Genomic DNA, 20,240 nt, shown 5'->3' with positions numbered 1-20,240 from the left:
GAAATGGAATTCCTGGCGATTCTCCCAAACCAGTGTGCGCTCGCCGGTTGCGAGGTCGAGCAGGAACGTATCGTGCCATCGCACGTCGCGATCGTTGAGGCTGATCGCAATCTTGTCGGGGACAATGTGCGACCAGTGCGTCGGCAGCGCACGGACATTGGCGAAGGGCGTGAGATCCCGGAGTTCCGAACTGCGGGGATCGACAACGAACAGGTGCAGATTTTCATCCCCGTTCTCATCGTTGAGAAACATGATGTAGCGACCGTCCGGACTCCAACTCTGCCAGTTGATCGGTCTGCCCCTGGTGCGCGTCACGGGCTGGCCTGCCGTCATGCTGTCGACCGGGGATACCCAGATGTTCAGAACGCCGTCGACCGGGGCGAGCCAGGACAGCAATTGTCCATCCGGCGATAATTTGGCGCCGACGTAGGTCGGATTACCAAACAGCTTCCGGCGCGGGATCAGGGGACGAGCTGACATTTGGCGTCTCTCTGGCGTTTCGTACGCGGGATGCGACTCTCGTCACACTGAGAAATGCTACGAACCGTAGCATATGTGCGCGCAAACCGTGCGTCAACTCCAAGTAGAATGTGGGCGAATCGTCCGGCCGCTTCTTTTCGGACCGCACCTGGCGGGTCAGCCGAGCCGGACAATCCACTCGCGAAACAGTTCCGGCCCGGCTTCGACTGCTGCTGCAAGATCGTGCAAGCGGGAGTCGCGCGCCGTGCGCGGCGAGTAGCCGAAATGCTGCCGGAAGCTGCGGCTGAAATGGGCCTGGCTCACGAAGCCGAATTCAGCGGCGATCTCTGCATTCCAGCGATCTTCTTCGGCGTCATCGAGCAGCACATGGATCGCTTCGAGCCGCCGCCCGCGAATGTAGTCGGCGACGCCCGCGAGCGGCGCGAAGACCCGATAGAGCACCGAGCGCGACACGCCGATCTCGCGGCAGATGGCCGCCACCGAAAGGTCGGAGCGGCCCAGATTCTGGTCGATGAAGCGGCTGGCGCGGTGAAGGATGGCGATGTCACGCCGGGCAAGCCCCTGCTCGCGCGGCCGGGCGGCCACGCTAAAACATCCGCGCAGCAGGTCGAGCGTCGTCCGGACCGCATCGGGCGCGTCGTTCTCGTCCATCGCCGGAAGCCTGCGCCGCAGGAGCGCCATATGATCGGCGAGAACGCGGCCGGCGGCGCCGTCAAGGACGAGGCCGTGCAGGTCGAGGCCGTCGGGCGCGGCATTGACGATCGGATCGCGCTCGACGTCGAGGCTGATGGTGTCGGTCGCCGTGGCGGTGCCGTCGAAGGGCCGGGTCAGATCGAGCACCAGCACCTGGCCGGGACCGGCCGAGATCGGCTCGCCGTCGACTTCGCCGCTCCAGGCGCCGCGCCTGAGCAGCAGCAGCGCGAATGAATTGCGGCCATCGGCCTTGGCCAGTGCGGCGGAACGGGTGAAGCGCACCGGCCCCATCCGGGTGGACGCAGTGACCAGTCCCCCGAGCAACCAGGCCTCGGCCAGGACCTCGAAGTCGTCCCGGTCTATGCCCTCGGGGACTGTCACGTCGTAGTGCGTGAGAATCGCGCGGTAGCGGTCGAGCCGCTCGGCGACAGGCAACTCCGCGGTGTCGAAGCGCAGATACGGAATTTTCGTCATGCCAGGCCGCTCCCTCGGGCAGTTGGTCTGCAAATTGGGACGATCAGGCAAGTTTCCGCACCGTCGAACCGCAGTCTCCGGACATGAATATTCATATTATTGCGCGCGGGCCAGACGTGTGTGTTTCGCGGCTCGGACAGTTTGCAATGACGTGAAGGTGAGCGATGTACGAGCGGGGGTTGAATCTTGCGGCGCGGTTGGCCGAGGGCCGGATCGGCGAGCGGACCGGACGAGCGGGCAGGAGGGCGGCGTGGCGGCGCACGCGGCCGGCGACGATTTGTGCAGCGGCGGCAATCGTGCTCGGCGCCTTGCTCGATCCGCCATCCGCACAGGCGCAGTTCGTCTGCGTCGACGCCAGCAACAGCACCGGCGGCGCAGGCGCAGGCTCTGCCGGAAGTACGGCGTGCGGCGCCGGCAGCACGGCCGGCGGCCCATCCAGCTCGGCCTATGGCTCGTCGAGCAACGCGTTTGGCAATTTCAGCCTTGCCGCGGGCGCCCTGAGCCAGGCGACCAACGAGCAAAGCGTCGCGCTCGGGTATGGCGCCAACGCGGGCGGTCGATATACCTCCGCCACCGGGGCGCAGAGCGCGGCCTACGGCTATGAGAGCTCCGCCTACGGCTATGTGAGCAATGCGAGCGGCGACTTTGCCGTTGCCGTCGGCTCCAACAGCAGTGCTGCCGGCTGGATATCCACGGCGGTGGGGACGAGCTCCCATGCCACGGCCGACTACGCGACCGCATCCGGCGGCTGGAGCACCGCGACCGGCATGTCCAGCTCGGCGTACGGAAACAGCAGCTATGCGGCCGGCGACAGTTCGCTGGCCGTCGGTGCGTGGGCGATTGCCAATGCAGGCAGCACGAACGGGACGGCGGTCGGCTCCAACAGTGTGGTGACCGGCGCCAACAGCACCGCGGTCGGTGCGAGCAACAGCGTCACCGGCAGCAACAGCGGCGCGTTCGGCACCGGTCAGGTCGTCCGCGGCAATGGCAGCTTCGCGATCGGCGACCCCAACACCCTGAACGGCAACGGCAGCTTCGTGCTGGGCGACAACAACACGATCAACGGCGCCAACCAGACCGGCCGGGGCGACAACGTCAACGTGGTCGGCTCCAACAACACCGTGGCCGGCACCGCGAGCGCGGCCGGCTCCTCCGTGTTCGGCTCCGGCAACGCCGTCAACGCGCCCAATGCGCTGGTGATGGCGAACACGGCCACCGTGACCGGGGCAGGCGGCATCGCGATCGGCAACACCGTATCGGTCGCAGGCGCCAACGCCGTCGCCGTCGGCAACAACACCAGCGCCGGCTTCACCAACTCCGCCGCGATCGGCAGCGGCGCCACAGCGACGCGCGCCAATCAGCAGGCGTTCGGCACGGCAGGCAACACCTACACCATGGCCGGCATCACCTCGTCGGCAAGCAAGGCCGCGCAAAGCGGCGCAACGCAGCTTGTCACGTCCGACGGCGCCGGCAATCTCGCGACCACCACGCTCGCCAATCTCGGCCTGGCCTCGACGAGCGATCTCAGCGCCATCAATGCGCAGCTCGCCAGCATCAACGGCCGGCTCGACGACCTCAGCGCGCGGACCAGCAAGGCGACCAGCGGCGTCGCCGTGGCCTTTGCCATGGCCGGCGTGCCGACGCTGCTGCCGGACGAGACCTTCGCCATGACGATGAACTACGGGACCTTCGAGCGAGCCAACGGTCTCGCCTTCAATGCGGCGCTCCGCCTCAATCGCAACATGCAGTTCAACGGCGGCATCGGCTACGGGCCGGACGAGAAGGTCGCCGGCGGACGCGTGGGCCTGCGCGTGGGCTGGTGAGCCCACCAGGATCGCATCCCCACGATTGGCGGCATCGGGTGATCACCCGCCCTTGACGGCGCCCGCGGTGAGCCCGGCCACGATCTGCCGCTGCGCAAACACCGTCAGCAGCAGCACCGGAAGGGTGACGATCAGCGCGGCAGCCGCGAGCGGCCCCCAGCTCAACTGGTCGAACGAGATCATGTTGTAGACGGCGACGGGCAGGGTGCGCGTCTCGCGTCCGGCCAGCACGATGCCGAAGACGAAGTTGTTCCAGGAGAAGATGACGGCGAGGATGAAGGCGACCGCGATCCCCGGCTTGGCGATCGGCAGGGCGACGTGGCGAAACACCTGCCAGCGCGTGGCGCCGTCGATCCGCGCGGCTTCCTCCAGCTCGAGCGGCGTCGTCTCGAAATAGCCGATCATGATCCAGATCACGATCGGCACCGTCACCACGAGATGGATGATGATCTGCGGCACCAGCGTGCCGAGCAATCCGAGCCACTGGAACAGCAGGAACAGCGGGATCAGATAGGACAGGCCGGGCGTGATGCGCGCGATCAGGATCACGATCGCGGATTTATGCGCAGCCATGCGCGCGATCCCGTAGCCGGCGGGGACGCCGACGATCAACGCCAGCGCGGTCGCACTGCCGGTGACGACAAGGCTGTTGACGAAATAGGTCAGGAAGCGGTTGGAGGCGAGCACGTCGGCATAGTTCTTCCAGGCGATACGCTCGGGGAAGAACACCGGCGGGTAGGCGGCGTTGTCGATCTCGAATTTGAGCGACAGCGACAGCATCCAGAGGAAGAACAGGATTGCCGGCGACACGATGACGAACACCGAAAGCCACAGGCCGATCTTGCCGATGATCTGACGAGGTGTCATGCGCCACTCGCGATTTCGGTCCACACCATGCGCTGGCGGGCATACAGCATCACAGCCGCAAGCAGGATGATCAGCAGGAAGAACACCACCGCGATCGCCGAGCCGTAGCCGAGGTCGTAATAGGTGAAGGCGACGCTGTAGAGGTAGATGTTGATGGTCTCCGACGCCGAGCCGGGTCCTCCTTGCGTGATCGCGAAGATGATGTCGAAACTCTTCACCGCGTCGATCATGCGGATCATGCCGGCGATGAACAGGAACGGCATGATCAGCGGCAGCGTGATGAAGCGGAACACCTGCCAGAGATTGGCGCCGTCGATCTGCGCGCTCTCATAGGGCTCGGTCGGAATTGCAGCGAGGCCGCCGAGCACGATCAGCATCACGAGCGGCGTCCATTGCCAGGTCTCGACCAGCACCAGCGAGGGGATGACGGTCGCGGGATGAAACACCCAGAGCTGCGCGGGTATCCCGACCAGCGACAACAGGTAGTTCAGCACGCCGAGCTGCGGGTGGAACATCATGGTCCAGACCAGCGCGATGGCGACCGGCGTCGCCATCATCGGCATGATGAAGACGCCGCGCAGGAAGCCGCGGCCGGCGAATTTCTGGTGGAACACCACGGCCGCGAACGTGCCGAGCACCAGCGGCAGCACCACCGACAGCGCGGTGTAGACGATGGTGTGGCCCACCGCCTCGATGAAGCGCGGATCGCTGGTCAGCCGCAGATAGTTGGAGACCCCGACGAAGGTGGTCGGCGAGCCGACCTTCCACTCGTTCAGGCTCATCCAGATGGTGAAGACCCACGGGAAGATGATGATGGCGAGCACGACGACCAGCGCCGGCACCACGAACGGCCAGTAGGACGGCGGCCGCAACTCTTGCTCCGGCGCGGCATCGGACTGTGCCGCGGCCGGAGTCGATTGTGTCAGCGCACTCACGTCTTTTCGCTACGCTCCAGGATCGGCCGAAACTGGTCGTGGGCCTTTTTCAGCTCTGTGGCGGGGTCGGTACCTGTGATGGTCGAGGTAACTGCGGCGCCGACAAGATCGCGGAATTCGGCGACCGGGATGATCACGGGCAGGCCCAGCTTGCTGATCTTGGCGGAATCGATCACCGATTGCAGCCACTCCTTGGGCATCTTCACGCCGCTCTGGACTTCAGCGTCGTTCAGGATCGAGTTGCGGAACGGCACGCCGCCGCCGGCCTGCAGCAGCCGCGCGCCTTGCTTCTTCGAGACCGCCCACTGGCAGAGCAGATAGGCGGCTTCCTTGTTCTTGCTCGCCGCGGCAATGCCGAGGCCGTCGCCGTAGGTGGCTGAATATTGTCCCTTCGGTCCGGCAGGCACGACGATGTAGCCGACCTTGCCGACGACGCGCGAGGCGGCCGGATCCTCCAGCGGCGGCGCCCAGCCGACGCCGTCGATCCACATTGCGGAGCGCCCTTGCGTGAACGAAGCCATCGACTCCATCCAGTTGAAGCCGACGACGCCGGGCGGAGCGACCTTCGTCAGCAGCGTCTGGTAGATTTTTGTCGCCTCGATTGCTTCCGGACCGTCGGTCAGGATGTTACCTTTGGCGTCGAGGAATTCGCCTCCGCAATTGAGGAAGAAGTTCGTCCACAACGTCATGTTGGCGTTGCGCAAGCCCCGTCCGACGAAACCGTAGGTCCCTTCCTTGGGATCGGTCAGCTTCTCGGCGGCCGCGATCATCTCGTCGAAGGTTTTCGGGACAGCGACGCCCTTCTTCTGGAATAGCTCCTTGTTGTAGTAGAGGATGAAATAGTCGACCGACCAGGGCAGCGACAGCATCTGGCCCTTGTCGTTCTTGGCATATTGCAGGCCGGCGGCCGAGAAGTCGCTCTCGACGAGATCGGGCGCGGTCAGTGTCGGATCCTTCATGAACGGCGTCATGTCGGCGAGCCAGCCGGCTTTCTCGAACTGCCGCTTCTGCACGTGATAGCTCATGTGCACGACGTCGAAGCTCGGCCGGCCCGAGGTGAGCTCGATCACGACCTTCTGGCGCTGCTGCTGCTCGGGGATCTGCTCCGATTCCACCTGGATGCCGGTGAGATCGGTGAACTCCTTGATGTTCTTTTGCAGGTTGTCGCCGCGCGGACCCTTGGCGAGGATCACCTCCAGCTTGGTCCCGGCGTATTTCTTCCAGTTGACCTCGGCGCGCGCCGGCAATCCGGTCAGGCTGAGCGCGCCAGCCGCTGCGGTGCCCGTCAAGAGCGTACGGCGCGAGATTCTGTAGTCGACCACTTCAAGTCCTCCCTGTGACTCATCGTCTTTGGGAGGGATACTAGCGACCGTGCCGCGCCTGCCTAGTCCTAATTCGAAGGAATCAAGGCCGCACGGCCGGTGTTTCCATCGGCAGGCCGCGCGCCCGCGACATCAAAAAGAGCTCGAGCGCGACGAGCTCCGGTGCGCCGTAATCGTAGGCCTGGGCGCGGACGCCGGACATGCAGCTGCGCAGGCGCCGCTCCAGCGACCCCAGCGTCTGCCATTCCAGCCGATACAGCGGATAGCCGGTCGGCTGTCCCTGCGTGATCGGCGCACCGGCGAGATGCTTGTCAAAGTTGTCGTCGTGGCAATTGGTGCAGGCAAGGTTGAGCTGGCCCTCACGCTGCATGAAGAGGTCGCGGCCCTGTTCGACGAACGGCCTGAGTTGCGGATCCTCGCCAGCCGTGATCGCGACACCGCGCGACTGGTGGGCGACGAAGGCGGACAGCGACAGCTGGTCGCGGCTCTCGTAGGGGAGCGGCGTTGCCTGCTGATGATTGGCGCGGCAGAGATTGATGCGTTGATCGAGTGTGACAGGGCGCCCCTGTGTTTTGTCGAAAGCGGGATAGCGCGCCGCGACGCCCTTCATGCTGCCTCGCGCATCGCCGTGGCAATCCGCGCAGGCCTTCTCCGCGCTGCCGGTCTTCTTCGTCCACAGTGTCTCGCCGTCGAGCACGAACAGCATGCCCGGATTGGACGTGTCGTCATCCTGCATGGCACGCGTGTCCGGCCCCATGAAAGCGTAGCCGGACCGGCGCGCCTCGGGCGCAATCTCGCCGGCGAGTAGGGCGGGGCCCGTGGAGAGCAGTATCGCCACCGCTATCGCGCGCCAGGAATTCATTCGACCGTGATCGATGCCGCCGCGGTGGACGAATAGCCGTTGTCGCCGGTCCATTCGAACTCGAACTTGCCGCTCTCCTTCGCGACCGTGAAGAACGAAAGGTATGGGTTCGCGGCGATCGCCGGAAACAGGTCGGCGCGAAAGATCTCGGCACCGTTGTAGCGGCAGGTGAAGCTCGTGATGATGTCGCGCGGCACGAGCCGGCCGTCGGCGGTGTGGCGAAAGCCGGTTTCCATGATGTGCGAGGTCAGCGTGCGGATCTCGATGACGTCGCCGCGCTTGGCCTTTGCCGGTACGTTGATCAGCGCGGCCATCAGTTCAGCTCCTCGGTGCAGGCCGCCAGCGTCACGACGATGTCGGCGGCGACCTGCCAGAACGTGTCGTCGGAGAGACGGGCGATTGCGACCACCTTCTGGGTGTCGGCCAGCCTGATCCTCGTCGAGACCTGGGCGCGGCCGGAGGAGGGGCCGAGATGGAAATTGCCGATGTTCGGCTGCGGGTTCTTCTCGTTGAAGACGTGGATGCTCTTGACGTAGTCGTCAGGCGTCATCGGGCTTGCGACGCTCACGGTCATCGGCACGGTGTTGCCGTTCTCGACCAGTGGCGGAATGTCGAGCTTCACCCTGCCGGTGCGAATCTGGGCTTCACCGACGACGTTGCGGACCGCCGCGCTGAGCATCGCGGGCGTCGCCTCGAGCGGCCGCAGGGTGACGATCGGGATCGTCCCGGCGGCGGTGATGCCGCCGGCAAGGCTCAGGAATTGTCGTCGCGTGGTTGGCATGAGCAGTCCTAGTCCCGAAGCGTTGCAAGATAGGCCACGATGTCCTCGATCTCCGCCGCCGATAATATCGGTTTGCCGGCGAAATTGCGCCCGACGCGGACAAGGTCGTCATTGCGATAATAGGACGGCATGATGGTCGCCGCGTTGAAGCGCGAGGCATCGACCAGACGAAGCCGCAACTGGCTCACCGACCACCGGTTCCCGGCGCCGGTCAGATCGGGCGCGAGGTCGCCCTGGAACCGCGTTTCCGGGAAGGGGCCGGAATGGCAGAGGATGCAGGTCGTCGTGCGCGCCAGCACCAGCGCGCGTCCGCGCGCGGCATCGCCGGGCGTGCCGGTGAGCGAAGCCGGAATGCTGTCGCCGACGATCTTGTAGGGCGCGAGCTCCTCGGCGCCTGCTTCGCAGGCGAATGTGAGACCAGCGATCATCGCTGCGATATGGACGGTCAATCTAGCCAAAGGTGTCCGCCGTGATGGTTTGAAACCAACGCTCGGCTTCGGTCGCCTCGCGGGCACGCAGCTCGCGCGGGGCGTCGACCGGGCTGGTCGCGCCCCCCTCGACCTCGGCAAAGATATCGCCTCTGGGCTGGTAGTTGCCGGCGAGCGAGAAGCCGTAACCGGGCGCGACCGTGGTGTAGCAGACACCGGCGAGCCGCGGCGCCTCCGGGGCACGGCCTGCGAGCAGGCTGACGATCGCTGCGGCGCAGGCCTTGCCTTGCGCGCTCGCGGCCGACGCCGATTTGGGAATGCCGCCGCCGAGGCAGGCATCGCCGATGACGTGGACGTTTCGGACGAGCTTCGACTCGAAGGTCACAGGATCGATCGGGCACCAGCCGGTCGCATCCGCCGTGCCCGCGATCTGGGCGACGTGGCCGGCGCGCTGCGGCGGGATGACGTTGGCGACGTCAGGGGTGTAGTTGCCGAACTCGGTGACGATGGTCTTCGTCGGTGCGTCAACGGAGGTCACGCGGCCGCCTTGCGACAGTGCGATGCGTTCGATCATGTCGCCGTAAAGCTCCTTCCAGGCCTTCTCGAACAGCCGCTGCTGCGAGAAATTGTCCTTGGCATCGAGGACCAGCACCTTCGAGCGCGGCTTCTTCGTCTTCAGGTAATGCGCGATCAGGCTGGCGCGCTCGTAGGGCGCCGGCGGACAGCGCGAGGGATTGGCGGGGATTGCAATGGCGACCGTGCCACCGTCGTCCATCGCCTCCAACTGCCTGCGCAGCAGCAGCGTCTGCGCGCCGGCCTTCCAGGCATGCGGCATTTTCTCCGACGCCGCGTCGTCGTAGCCGGGGAGGGCTTCGACGTGGAAGTCGATGCCGGGCGAGAGCACGAGGCGGTCGTAAAAGAACGAGGTGCTGTCTTCGACAGTGACGCTTTGTTGCTGCGGGTCGATCTTCGTCGCGGTCTCGCTGACGACAAAGACGCCGTCGGCGGCGAGCTTGTCATAGCTGAATTGCTGGAGTTGGATGTTGCGTAGACCCGCGATCACCTCGTTGCTGAACGGGCAGGCGGTGAACACCCTGTTCGCGTCGATCAGCGTGACGTCGAGTGACGCATTGGCCCGCTTCAATGCTCGCGCGCAGGCCGCACCGCCAAAGCCGCCGCCGACCACGACCACGAGGCCCGCGGACCGCGCCCTTGAAATCGATGGCCGCGCCAGCGTTGCGGCTGCCGCGGTGATGCCGAGCACGGCATTCCGCCGTGTCACCGGGCGCGTACTCATTGGGATCATCCAGGCAAAATGACGCGGCGGCCGTCGTGGCCGCCGCGGCTTCTCTCAGGCGAAGGTGATGTTCTGGTCGCGCAGCGGCACGGAGCGGATGCGCTTGCCGGTCGCGGCGAAGTACGCGTTGAGCACCGCCGGCGCCGCAACGCCGATGGTCGGCTCGCCGACGCCGCCCCAGAACCCGCCGCTCGGCACCATCACCGATTCCACCTTCGGCATCTCGTTGATGCGCATCGAGTTGTAGGTGTCGAAGTTGGTTTGCTCGATCTTGCCGTCCTTGACGGTGCAGCCGCCGTAGAACAGCGCGGACAGGCCATAGACGAAGGAGCCCGCGATCTGCCGTTCCACCTGCGCCGGATTGACGACGTAGCCGGGGTCGGTGGAGGCGACGATGCGATGCACCTTGATCTTGCTGCCATCGGTCACCGAGATCTCGGCGGCGCCGGCGACGTAGCTGCCATAGCCCATGACCTGCGCGATGCCGCGATAGACGCCCTGCGGTGCCGGTTTGTCCCAGCCGATCTTCTCGGCCACGGCATTGAGCACCGCCAGGTGCTTGGGGTGATTGCCCATCAGCTTGCGGCGGAATTCGAGCGGGTCCTGGCCTGCGGCATTGGCCAGCTCGTCCATGAAGCATTCCATGTAGATCGCGTTGTGATTGACGTTGACGCCGCGCCAGAAGCCAGGCGGAACGTGCGGGTTGCGCATCGCATGCTCGATCAGCAGGTTCGGCACCGAATAGCCGAACGCCGCCTCGCCGGATTGGGCGACGCCCTGGAATGCGGCCGGATCCATCCCGTTCTGGAGCGCCTCGGGGCGGAGCGAGAACAGGATCGACTGCCCGGACAGGCGGTAGTGCAGCGCGACCAGGTTGTTGTCGGCGTCGAACGCGCCGGTCATCTTGCACTGGGTGATCGGGTGGTACCTGCCGTGCGCCATGTCCTCTTCGCGCGACCACAACAGCTTGATTGGCGTGCCCGGCATCTGCTTGGCGATCATGACCGCCTGGCGGACGTAGTCGGTCTGGCCGCGCCGGCCGAAGCCGCCGCCAGGCATCACCTTGTGCACGTCGCACTTCTCCGCCGGCAGGCCGGAGGCCTCCAGCACCGCCGCGAAGGCCGCCTCGCCATTCTGCGTGCCGCACCAGACCTCGCATTTGTCCGCCGTGTAGAGCGCGGTGGCGTTCATCGGCTCCATCGTGGCGTGGTTCTGGTAAGGGTAGTTGTAGACCGCTTCGACCTTCCTGGCGGCGCCGGCAATTGCTGCCTTCACGTCGCCGTTCTTGTTGCCGACATAAGCCGGCTGCTCGTTGTCGAGCCCTTCCGCCAGCCACTTGGCGATCGACTCGCTGGAGACCTTGGCGTTGTCGCCCTCGTCCCAGACGATCGGCAGCGCTTCCAGCGCGGTCTTGGCGTGCCACCAGGTGTCGGCAACGACCGCAACCGCCGTATCGCCGACCTTGACGACCTTCTTGACGCCTTTCATGCCGGCGATCTTGGCTTCGTCATAGCTCTTCAGCTTGCCGCCGAACACCGGGCAGTCCTTGATCGCGGCATTCAGCATGCCCGGTACCTTGACGTCGATGCCGTAGACCATCGTGCCGGTGGTCTTGTCGGCGGTGTCGAGGCGCAGCACGCCCTTGCCGACCAGCTTCCAGTCCTTCGGGTCCTTCAGCTTGACGTCGGCCGGCGGCGTCAGCCTCGCCGCGGCCTCGGCGACCTTGCCGTAGGTCGTGGTTCGGCCCGTCGGCGTATGGGTGATGACGCTCCTCGCGGCCGTGCATTCGGAGGCAGGCACCTTCCACGAATCGGCGGCGGCCTGGATCAGCATCACGCGCGCGGTGGCGCCGCCCTTCCGGACATAGTCCTGCGAGGAGCGGATGCCGCGGCTGCCACCGGTCGAGAAATCACCCCAGACGCGCTTGCGGGCGACGCTCTGGCCGGGGGTCGGATATTCGGTCGTGACCTTCGACCAGTCGCATTCGAGCTCCTCGGCGACGAGCTGGGCGAGGCCTGTCAGCGAGCCCTGGCCCATCTCGGAGCGGGCGATGCGGATCACCACGGTGTCGTCGGGTCTGACCACGACCCAGGCGCCGATCTCGGGCGAGCCGTCGGCGGCGCGCACCACGGCGGGACCGCCGAAGGGAAGGTCGAGGCCGATTGCGAGGCCCGCGCCGACCGCGGCGCTGCCGATGACGAAGGCACGACGGTTCATCTTGGGAGAGACGTGCTTGTTCATGGGGCGGCTCCTTACGCGCTTGCGATCGTGTGGATCGCCTCGCGCACCTGCTGGAAGGTGCCGCAACGGCAGATATTGGTGATGGCCTCGTCGATGTCGGCATCGGTCGGCTTCGGCTTCTCGTTCAGCAGGGCCGCCACCGCCATGATCATGCCGCTCTGGCAATAGCCGCATTGCGGAACGTCCTTCGCGATCCAGGCTTCCTGCACCTTGTGCAGCGTTTTGCCGGAGGCGAGCCCTTCGATTGTGGTGATCTTCTTGCCCTCGGCCTCGGCGACCGAAACGCCGCAGGAGCGGGTGGCGACGCCGTCGATGTGAACCGTGCAGGCGCCGCATTGTGCAATGCCGCAGCCATATTTGGTGCCGGTCAGGCCGGCATTCTCGCGAATCGCCCAGAGCAGCGGCGTATCCGGCTCGACGTCGAGGGTGAAGGTTTTTCCGTTTATTGTTAGATTTGCCATCGCAAGTCCCCTGATTGGCCCAATCCACCGATTAGACTCAGGGGCGCAATGTGTCCGGCAATCTGGAACGGTTCAAATCAACAGTCCGCGGGGTGGCCGTCGAAGATTTTCGCGGTCGCAGGATGATTTAGGGGCGGGCGGTGTTGTGCCGTACCCGGTTTCGGCGGGGCGTGGCCTCTCCCCGGGCGCCAATCCAGGGCCTGGGGCGACGTCCGGCGTGTTCCCCTCGCAGGAGCGAGCGACAGTTTGTCCCTTTTGCCGGGGTGCAAGACGAAGATGCTCTGCTACACTGGGTCGAAGCCAGAAGGAGTTCCATGAACGTGCCGAGCCCCAACGTGCTGATGCTCTATCCGCTGTTCACGGCGGAGTCGTTCTGGACTTTTGGTGAGTCGTGCGAACTGATGGGCGTGAAGCGCCCCGCTGCTCCTCTCGGCCTGATCACCGTTGCCGCGATGCTGCCCAAGAGCTGGACGGTCCGGCTGATCGATTGCAACACGACTCCCCTGAGCGACGAGGATCTCGCCTGGGCCGACGTCGTCTTCACCGGCGGAATGCTGCCGCAGCAGGCCGACACGCTGCGCCTGATCGAACTATGCCGCGCGGCGGGCAAGCCGGTGGTCGTCGGCGGTCCCGATCCGACCTCCAGCCCCCACATCTATGAGAAGGCCGACTTCCGGGTGCTCGGCGAGGCCGAGAGTGTCATCGACGAATTCATCGCGGCCTGGGAGGGCGGTGTGCGCTCCGGCGTCTTCACCGCGCCGAAATTCCAGGCCGACGTCACCGGGACTCCGGTGCCGCGGTTCGACCTGCTCAAATTCGAGGACTATCTCTATCTCGGCGTGCAGTATTCGCGCGGCTGCCCGTTCACCTGCGAGTTCTGCGACATCATCGAGCTCTACGGACGCGTTCCGCGAACCAAGACGGCCGAGCAGATGTTCGTCGAGCTCGAGACGCTCTACCAGATGGGCTACCGCGGCCATCTCGACTTCGTCGACGACAATTTCATCGGCAACAAGAAGTCGCTGCGGCTGTTCCTCCCGCAGCTCGCCGAATGGCAGCGCGCCCACGGCTATCCGTTCGAATTCTCGACCGAAGCCTCGATCAACCTCGCCGACGATCCGGAGCTGCTGGAGCAAATGGGGGCGGCCAATTTCTTCGGCATCTTCGTCGGCATCGAAAGTCCGGATCCGGCGACGCTGGTCGCGATGCGGAAGAAGCAGAACACGCGGCGCAACATCGCCGAGAGCATCCACAAGATCTACGCCGCCGGCATTCTCGTCACCGCGGGCTTCATCGTCGGCTTCGACAATGAGAAGGTCTCGATGGCGGAGGCCATGATCGAATTCATCGAGGAGGCCGCGATCCCCGTCAGCATGGTCGGCCTGCTCTATGCCTTGCCGAACACGCAGCTGACGCGCCGCCTGGAGCGCGAGGGCCGGCTGCACCCGGGCCACGATCTGGCGCCGACCATCGGCGCCGATCAGTGCACGGATGGGATCAACTTCGATCCGGTGCGCCCGTTGCGCGACATCCTGATGGATTACAAGCGGGTGCTTGAACGCATCTACAGTCCGGCTGCCTATGCTGGACGCATCGACCGCTTGATGACGCTGCTCGACCGTTCGCGGCAGCGCCACGAGCTTGCGGAGGGCGATATCCGCGCCAAGATCGGGGCGATGGAGACGGTGCACCGCGTGGTCACCGCCATTCCGGAAGCGCGCGGGCCGCTCTGGCAGACCTTCATGAACTGCGCCAAGCGCGACACGTCATCGGCGCGGATCGCGGTGCAGATGATCGCGGCCTATGCGCATCTCGGGCCGTACTCGCGCAAGGTCATCGCAGCCATCGACGCGCGTCTCGCTGCGCTGGATGATGGGACGATCATCCCGCCGGCAACGATCGATGTGACGGCGGCGCGGCACTTGGCCTGAAGGCCTTACTTCACCGCCAGCCGCAGGAAGCTCATCACGCTGCCGAGCGCGGCAAAGCCTGCACCGAGCGCCAGCGCGACGGTCGCACCGTCATGACCGGCCAGCGCAAAGCAGAGCGCCGCGAGCGCGGCTCCCGTCGTCTGTCCGGTCAGGCGCGCGGTGGCGACGATGCCGGAGGCGCTGCCGCTGCGGTGGGGCGGCGCGCTCGACATCACCGTCTTCATGTTCGGCGCCTGGAAGAAGCCGAAGCCCATGCCGCAGATAACCATCCGCCAGAAGATATCGGGGATAGCAGGGTTGGCCGGCAGCAGCGCGAGCAGGGCCATGCCGAGGCCGAGCAGCACGAGCCCGATGCCGCCGAGCAGCCCGACCGCATGCCGGTCGGACAGGCGCCCGGCGATCGGCGCCATGATGCCGACCACCAGCGGCCAGGGCGTCATGAAGAAGCCCGTCTCGACCTGCGAGCGCCCCAGCACATCCTCGAAATAGAACGGCAGCGAGACGAAGGCGAGGCCCTGCACCGCGAAGGAGCACACGGCCGTCGCCGCCGACAGCGCGAACATCGGCCGGCTGAACAGGTCGATCGGCAGCATCGGCGCCGGATGATCGGCGTGCCGGCGCGTCAGGATGAAGCCGAGCGCGAGGGCTGCGACCAGTTCGATGCCCACGACGAAAGGCGACAGATTGTGCGCGGCGCTGCCGATGCCCGTGATGAACAGGCCGAGGCAGGCAGACGCCAGGATCGCGCCGAGAAAGTCAAAGCCGTGATCGGCGCGCGGCGTCTTCGGCAGCATCGCAAAGCCGATGCCGATCGCAACGAGGCCGAAGGGGATGTTGACGGCGAACAGCCACGGCCACGGGCCGAGCGCGAGGATGGCGGAGGCGATCGAGGGCCCGAAGGTGAAGGCGGTTGCGACCACCAGTGCGTTGTGGCCGAGGCCGCGGCCCAGCATCCGGCCGGGATAGACGAAACGCACCAGCGCCGTGTTGACGCTCATGATGCCGCTAGCTCCCAGGCCTTGCAGCGTGCGCGCCACCAGCAGGCTGTCCAGCGACCACGCCACCGCGCAGAACAGCGAGGCGATGGTGAACAGGATCAGGCCGCCGAGATAGATGCGCTGGTGCCCGACGATCTCGCCGAGCGCCCCTAGCGGCAGCAGCGTCGCCACCAGCGCGATCTGGTAGACGTTGACGACCCAGACCGACTGCTCCGGCGTGACATGCAGATCGGCGGCAATGGCGGGCAGCGCGATGTTGGCGATCGCGGTGTCGAGCGAGGCCATCGCCAGCGCGGTGAAGATGGCGGCAATCGCCCAGCGCCGCTGCGCGGCCGGCAGGCCGTCGGCGATCGGGTGGTCGGGCTCGCGCGCGGCGGCAGGTAACGTGATCGTCATTGCGTTAGCGCGTTGCTCCGGCGGCGTGGCCATAGGGGACTTTTCGGCATGTACTACGCTTAAGGCCGCTGCCACAGGCACATGCCTGCATGCTGTGTATGCGCGAAGGTCAGGCGATGCGCCCGCGCGCTGGCGTATGATCGCGCGAGCTGCTGCAATTTCAGGGGATCCGTCATGCATATCGTCGTTCTGCCCGGTGACGGCATTGGACCCGAGATCACGACCGCGACATCGCTCGTGCTGCGCGAGGCCTCGGAACGCTTCCAGCTCAATCTTCGCCTGGAGGAGCATGCGGTCGGCCATGCGAGCCTGAAACAATTCGGCACGACGGTGCGCCCCGAGCTGCTCGACATCGTCCGCGCCGCCGACGGCCTGATCCTGGGCCCGACCGCGACCTTCGACTTCAAGGACGAGGCGCATGGCGAGATCAATCCGTCCAGGCACTTCCGCAAGAACCTCGACCTCTACGCCAATGTCAGGCCCGCGCGCACTTATGCCGGGCGGCCCGGCCGCCTCGGCGATTTCGATCTCGTCGTGGTGCGCGAGAACACCGAAGGGTTTACGCCGACCGCAACATGGAGCAGGGCAATGGCGAGATGCTGGTCACGCCTGACGTCGTGATCTCGCTGCGCCGGATCACGCGTCTGTGCTGCGAGCGCATCGCGCATGCGGCCTGCCGTCTCGCCATGAAGCGGCGCAGGCACCTCACCATCGTGCACAAGGCCAATGTGCTCAAGATCGGCGACGGGATGTTTCTGGACATCTGCCGCGAGGCGGCGAAGGCCTATCCCGGCCTCGAAGTCGACGACATCCTGGTCGATGCCATGATGGCGCATGTGGTGCGCAATCCCGATCGTTTCGACGTCATCGTCGCCACCAACATGTTCGGCGACATCCTGTCAGACCTCACGGCTGAGCTCTCGGGCAGCCTTGGCCTCGGCGGCTCGCTCAATGTCGGCGACCGCTACGCCATGGCGCAGGCCGCGCACGGCTCGGCCCCTGACATCGCCGGGCAGGACGTCGCCAATCCGGTGTCGCTGATCCTGTCGACGGCCTTGCTGCTCGGCTGGTACGGCGAAAACAGCGGCGCCGCCCGCTTTGAGGAGGCCGCGCGGGCGATCGAGGCGGCGGTGGCGAAGGCGCTTCGCGAGGGCAGGGCGACACGCGATGTCGGCGGCAGGCTCGGCACGATCGCGGCGGGGGCTGCGATCGCGGAGATGTTGCGGGCGGAGTGAGGGTCTTGCGCCGCCCAAAATAAAAAGTCGAAAAACAACCCCATGCACAGTAGAAGGCCCCTTGATCGACCAGGGATTTTCGTGTCGCGCCGCGACGACATTCGTGACCGCGATCACGTTGACCCGTCGGGCAAAACACTGGCATGATGCTATCGTGCCGGTGATCGAGGACAGGACCGGAGCGCCCTCTCATCAAGCGCGATGTCCGCGTCATGCCACCAAGCGGCGCGTCTCCTCCGGCCCACGTTGAGGCAGATCAATACTCGCCTCGCAGGCCCGCCAGACCCTTCCATCAGCGCATCCATGGAAAGGGCGGCCGTCATGCAAACCCTGCTCAGGGAAATCCGGGATACCCCTTTGCTCTGGATGCTGGTCTTCGTGCCCATCGTGCTGGTGGCCGAGGCGGCTGCCCCGCATTCCCACACGCTCCTCTTCGTGCTGGCGGTGCTTGCGATCGTGCCGCTGGCGGCCCTGCTCAGCCACGCCACCGAAGCGGTCGCCGCCAAGACCGGCGATGCGGTGGGCGGACTGCTCAACGCAACGCTCGGCAATCTGACGGAGCTCATCATTGCCATCACGGCGCTGCGTGCAGGCCAGTACATGCTGGTGAAGGCCTCGATTGCGGGGGCGATCGTGACCAACGCGGTGTTCATGTTGGGGGTCTGCCTGCTGCTCGGCGGCCTGCGCTACCACGTGCAGGAGTACAATCGCGCCGGCGCGCGGCTCTCGTCGGGCCTGTTGCTGATGGCAACGGTCGCCCTGCTTGCGCCTTCCGCGGTCGCCGATCTCGATCATCTGCCCGAGGGAGGGGCCGTCATTCACAAGCTCAGTGTCGGCATTTCGGTCCTGCTGATCATCGCTTATGCGCTCGGCCTGCTGTTCTCGCTCGGGACGCACAAGGAATTGTTCGCAAGCGCCGATGATGGCGACGACAAGGAGGCACACTGGCCGATCGGAATCGCGGTCGGCACGCTGCTGGTCGTCACCGTGCTGGTCGCGCTCGTGAGTGAAATCTTCGTGGAATCGGTGCAGAAGGCGGCGGAAACGTTCGGGATGAGCCCGGCCTTCGTCGGCTTCATCGTCGTCTCGCTGGTCGGAGCCGCCGCCGAATTTGCAGTTGCCCTTGGCGCGGCCCGCAAGAACCGGCTCGACATGGTCGTCGGCATTGCGCTCGGCAGCGCCTCCCAGATCGCGCTGTTCGTTGCACCCGCGCTGGTGCTGCTCAGCTATGTCGTCGGACCCACGCCGATGAACCTGCAGTTCTGGCCCGGTGCCGTCACCATGGTGATGATTTCAACGGTCACGGCAACCTTCATCACGGCCAGCGGACGCTCGGCATGGTTCGTCGGCGCGCTGATGATCTTCATTTATGCGGTCTTTGCGCTGACGCTTTATGTCGTCCCGCCGGCGGGCCAGGGATGAGGGCGGTCGCCCGGCAGCCATGACCGCTTCTGACCCGACTCAGACATTGGCGGGAGCTTCTGTCTCGCGTTTTGCGTTCAGGACCACGGCGGCTCTTCGCCCGCCCCGGCTGCCTCGTGGTTGATCGCGACGCCCGCCGTACGCAACCCGGTCAGCAATACAGTTCTTACAGAGGCGGAATCAAATCCAATATCCTTGGCGTTTGGCGGATGTGCCTCGCTGTCCTTCAATCGGAGCGCCAGGTGCATATGCTCGCAAAGGTGCTGAACGACGCGATTGACTTGATCGTCAGTCATCGTTGGCTTCCTCCTGCTACCTTTTGTTCAACTAGGTAGCACAAAATAGGGCGGTGCGCGATTGGATGGCCCCAAGCCCAATCCCACGCTCATGGGCGGGTCGGCCCGTCTGGCGCACCGGAAGTGACCGGCGGCGATTAGGACGAGGCTTTTGGCCTCCCGGAGATTGAGTCCGATCGGCGCAATGCGGATGAGCTTGACTAGTGCCGTTCGGCTTCGGCTTCCTGTTCCAACTGCAAGATGCGCGCCCGTAGCGCGTCGAACGTCTCTTCGGCGGCCTCGCTGAACAGCGGATCCTCAGGATTGGTCATGGCCGAAGCGATCTCCGTCCAATCTTCAGGCTCGAGAGCTTCCAGGGCGGCGGGAAAGAAATCGCGATCTTCCTTCATGATGTGGCGCCGCTCGTGCTCTATGAAATCGCGAACGATGGCATCCACATCTTGCCGAAGGACTTCCTGACCCGCGAGCACGTTGTCGATCGCATGAGCGACCCGGCGCAAAAGATCGGCCCCTTTCTGGTGTTCGCGAGCGAGATCACCGACCTTCGCAGCCGCGCCCGGATCGCGAATTTTCAACTTGGCGAAGACCAGGTCTTCCTGAGGATGGTGGTAAACCTCCGGGTATAGTTCGAAGTAGCTGATAACCGCGCCAATCACCTCATAGTCGGGGCGGTCGCCGCGGTCGAAAACCTCAAGTTCCCGCTCAAGGATGGCGAGCAGTTTCTCGATATTGCGGTGCTCTTGGCTTAAGCGCTCAATGATCATTGCTGCGATCCACAAGGTGACCGATTGAGAAGCTTGAAAAGCCTAGCCCCAAGTCGCCTCAGCTCTTTTGCGCTAAATCAAGTTCCGGACGTATGGTGCGCCATCCGCCTGTTCTAAGCCGCCTGTTGCCGCGTCACGAACGGGATGTCTGGTTTTGGGCCATGGCTCAGTTGGTCCGATGCAGCGGTTTGTCTGGATTTGGGGGTAAAGCCGACCTGCCGGCTGAGCGCCCGGACTTCTCAGTTTGACCCAAATGTATGGTCCGGCCGTGGGGTGCAAGAAGATTTCGACGATCCGGTGGATACGGTCTTGCATCAATGTATCCGGCCTCTGTTTGGAGCGCGTGCTCCGGGCCATCATGGATATCAGCGCGCATGTGATCTGGTTAGCGGACAGGCCTCGACCGGGCCATTTGGGTCACCAGGGTTCACCTGCGCCGGGAAGACCGATTCTCCATCGTCGTCTCATCCTCTCGCAGACCTCGGCGGGTAAGGGTTGTTACGTCATCGATAGCTCCTCACTTCGCACTGTTCC

Annotated in this window: 18 protein-coding genes and 1 pseudogene; 5 read left to right on the top strand and 14 right to left on the bottom strand. The window is 65.1% G+C overall.

All coding sequences use genetic code 11. The annotated features are described in order from the left end of the window. The first annotated feature begins 3 nt into the window (after positions 1–3). Positions 4–414, top strand: a complete 411-nt coding sequence (locus A3M7_RS50645) for a hypothetical protein (protein WP_245284317.1) — start codon at positions 4–6, stop codon at positions 412–414. 222 nt (positions 415–636) lie between these two features. Here A3M7_RS50645 and A3M7_RS0125005 read toward each other — a convergent pair whose 3' ends face one another. Beyond that, positions 637–1,680 carry a helix-turn-helix domain-containing protein gene (locus A3M7_RS0125005; RefSeq protein WP_245284316.1) on the bottom strand — a complete coding sequence of 348 codons (1,044 nt, stop codon included), beginning with the start codon at positions 1,678–1,680 and terminating at the stop codon, positions 637–639. A gap of 263 nt (positions 1,681–1,943) precedes the next feature. On the opposite strand from A3M7_RS0125005, the gene A3M7_RS0125000 reads away from it, so the two are divergent. Further along, a complete protein-coding gene (locus tag A3M7_RS0125000; protein WP_245284315.1) occupies positions 1,944–3,470 on the top strand; it encodes a hypothetical protein in 1,527 nt (508 codons plus the stop codon). A 42-nt stretch (positions 3,471–3,512) separates the two neighbouring features. On the opposite strand, the gene A3M7_RS0124995 is transcribed toward A3M7_RS0125000, so the two are convergent. The 10 genes from A3M7_RS0124995 to A3M7_RS0124950 form a co-directional block, all read right to left on the bottom strand. Then, a complete protein-coding gene (locus A3M7_RS0124995) occupies positions 3,513–4,337 on the bottom strand; it encodes a carbohydrate ABC transporter permease (protein WP_027546364.1) in 825 nt (274 codons plus the stop codon). Continuing rightward, a complete protein-coding gene (locus A3M7_RS0124990; RefSeq protein ID WP_027546363.1) occupies positions 4,334–5,272 on the bottom strand; it encodes a carbohydrate ABC transporter permease in 939 nt (312 codons plus the stop codon). Before A3M7_RS0124990 ends, A3M7_RS0124995 begins: the two co-directional genes overlap by 4 nt. Further along, entirely contained in the window at positions 5,269–6,594 is a 1,326-nt protein-coding gene (locus tag A3M7_RS0124985; RefSeq protein WP_027546362.1) for an ABC transporter substrate-binding protein, read from the bottom strand. Before A3M7_RS0124985 ends, A3M7_RS0124990 begins: the two co-directional genes overlap by 4 nt. Positions 6,595–6,676: 82 nt before the next feature. After that, entirely contained in the window at positions 6,677–7,456 is a 780-nt protein-coding gene (soxA, locus tag A3M7_RS0124980; RefSeq protein ID WP_027546361.1) for a sulfur oxidation c-type cytochrome SoxA, read from the bottom strand. Then, entirely contained in the window at positions 7,453–7,770 is a 318-nt protein-coding gene (gene soxZ / locus A3M7_RS0124975; RefSeq protein ID WP_027546360.1) for a thiosulfate oxidation carrier complex protein SoxZ, read from the bottom strand. The genes soxA and soxZ overlap by 4 nt, the downstream gene beginning before the upstream one ends. Continuing rightward, complete coding sequence (locus A3M7_RS0124970; RefSeq protein ID WP_027546359.1) at positions 7,770–8,237, bottom strand: SoxY-related AACIE arm protein; 468 nt, start codon at positions 8,235–8,237, stop codon at positions 7,770–7,772. Before A3M7_RS0124970 ends, soxZ begins: the two co-directional genes overlap by 1 nt. A gap of 8 nt (positions 8,238–8,245) precedes the next feature. After that, on the bottom strand, positions 8,246–8,695 hold the full coding sequence (gene soxX / locus A3M7_RS0124965; RefSeq protein WP_027546358.1) for a sulfur oxidation c-type cytochrome SoxX: 450 nt from the start codon (positions 8,693–8,695) through the stop codon (positions 8,246–8,248). Next, entirely contained in the window at positions 8,688–9,971 is a 1,284-nt protein-coding gene (locus A3M7_RS0124960; protein ID WP_027546357.1) for an NAD(P)/FAD-dependent oxidoreductase, read from the bottom strand. The genes soxX and A3M7_RS0124960 overlap by 8 nt, the downstream gene beginning before the upstream one ends. 45 nt (positions 9,972–10,016) lie before the next feature. Further along, on the bottom strand, positions 10,017–12,203 hold the full coding sequence (locus A3M7_RS0124955) for a xanthine dehydrogenase family protein molybdopterin-binding subunit (protein ID WP_027546356.1): 2,187 nt from the start codon (positions 12,201–12,203) through the stop codon (positions 10,017–10,019). 11 nt (positions 12,204–12,214) lie between these two features. After that, positions 12,215–12,664 carry a (2Fe-2S)-binding protein gene (locus tag A3M7_RS0124950; RefSeq protein WP_027546355.1) on the bottom strand — a complete coding sequence of 150 codons (450 nt, stop codon included), beginning with the start codon at positions 12,662–12,664 and terminating at the stop codon, positions 12,215–12,217. A 314-nt stretch (positions 12,665–12,978) separates the two neighbouring features. Here A3M7_RS0124950 and A3M7_RS0124945 point away from each other — a divergent pair, with 314 nt between their 5' ends. Next, positions 12,979–14,595 carry a B12-binding domain-containing radical SAM protein gene (locus A3M7_RS0124945; protein ID WP_027546354.1) on the top strand — a complete coding sequence of 539 codons (1,617 nt, stop codon included), beginning with the start codon at positions 12,979–12,981 and terminating at the stop codon, positions 14,593–14,595. A 5-nt stretch (positions 14,596–14,600) separates the two neighbouring features. Here A3M7_RS0124945 and A3M7_RS0124940 read toward each other — a convergent pair whose 3' ends face one another. Next, positions 14,601–15,989 (bottom strand): MFS transporter, encoded by a 1,389-nt coding sequence (locus A3M7_RS0124940; RefSeq protein WP_027546353.1) that lies wholly within the window; start codon positions 15,987–15,989, stop codon positions 14,601–14,603. A gap of 174 nt (positions 15,990–16,163) precedes the next feature. Between A3M7_RS0124940 and A3M7_RS0124935 the strand changes: the two are divergent. Both A3M7_RS0124935 and cax read left to right on the top strand, forming a co-directional pair. After that, positions 16,164–17,224 (top strand): annotated as a pseudogene (locus A3M7_RS0124935) (isocitrate/isopropylmalate dehydrogenase family protein). Positions 17,225–17,545: 321 nt separating this feature from the next. Next, positions 17,546–18,646 carry a calcium/proton exchanger gene (gene cax, locus A3M7_RS0124930; protein ID WP_027546352.1) on the top strand — a complete coding sequence of 367 codons (1,101 nt, stop codon included), beginning with the start codon at positions 17,546–17,548 and terminating at the stop codon, positions 18,644–18,646. A 77-nt stretch (positions 18,647–18,723) separates the two neighbouring features. Here the strand turns inward: cax and A3M7_RS0124925 are convergent, their stop codons facing one another. Together A3M7_RS0124925 and A3M7_RS0124920 are read right to left on the bottom strand one after the other, a co-directional pair. Then, positions 18,724–18,942, bottom strand: coding sequence for a hypothetical protein (locus A3M7_RS0124925; RefSeq protein WP_027546351.1), 219 nt, complete (start codon positions 18,940–18,942; stop codon positions 18,724–18,726). Between the two features lie 200 nt (positions 18,943–19,142). After that, positions 19,143–19,706: a hemerythrin domain-containing protein gene (locus tag A3M7_RS0124920; protein WP_027546350.1), complete on the bottom strand. Its 564-nt coding sequence runs from the start codon at positions 19,704–19,706 to the stop codon at positions 19,143–19,145. Positions 19,707–20,240 lie beyond the last annotated feature (534 nt).

It is taken from the genome of Bradyrhizobium sp. WSM2254 (genome assembly GCF_000472645.1).
GTDB lineage: Bacteria > Pseudomonadota > Alphaproteobacteria > Rhizobiales > Xanthobacteraceae > Bradyrhizobium > Bradyrhizobium niftali.
This window is presented reverse-complemented; position numbering and strand designations above follow the sequence as displayed.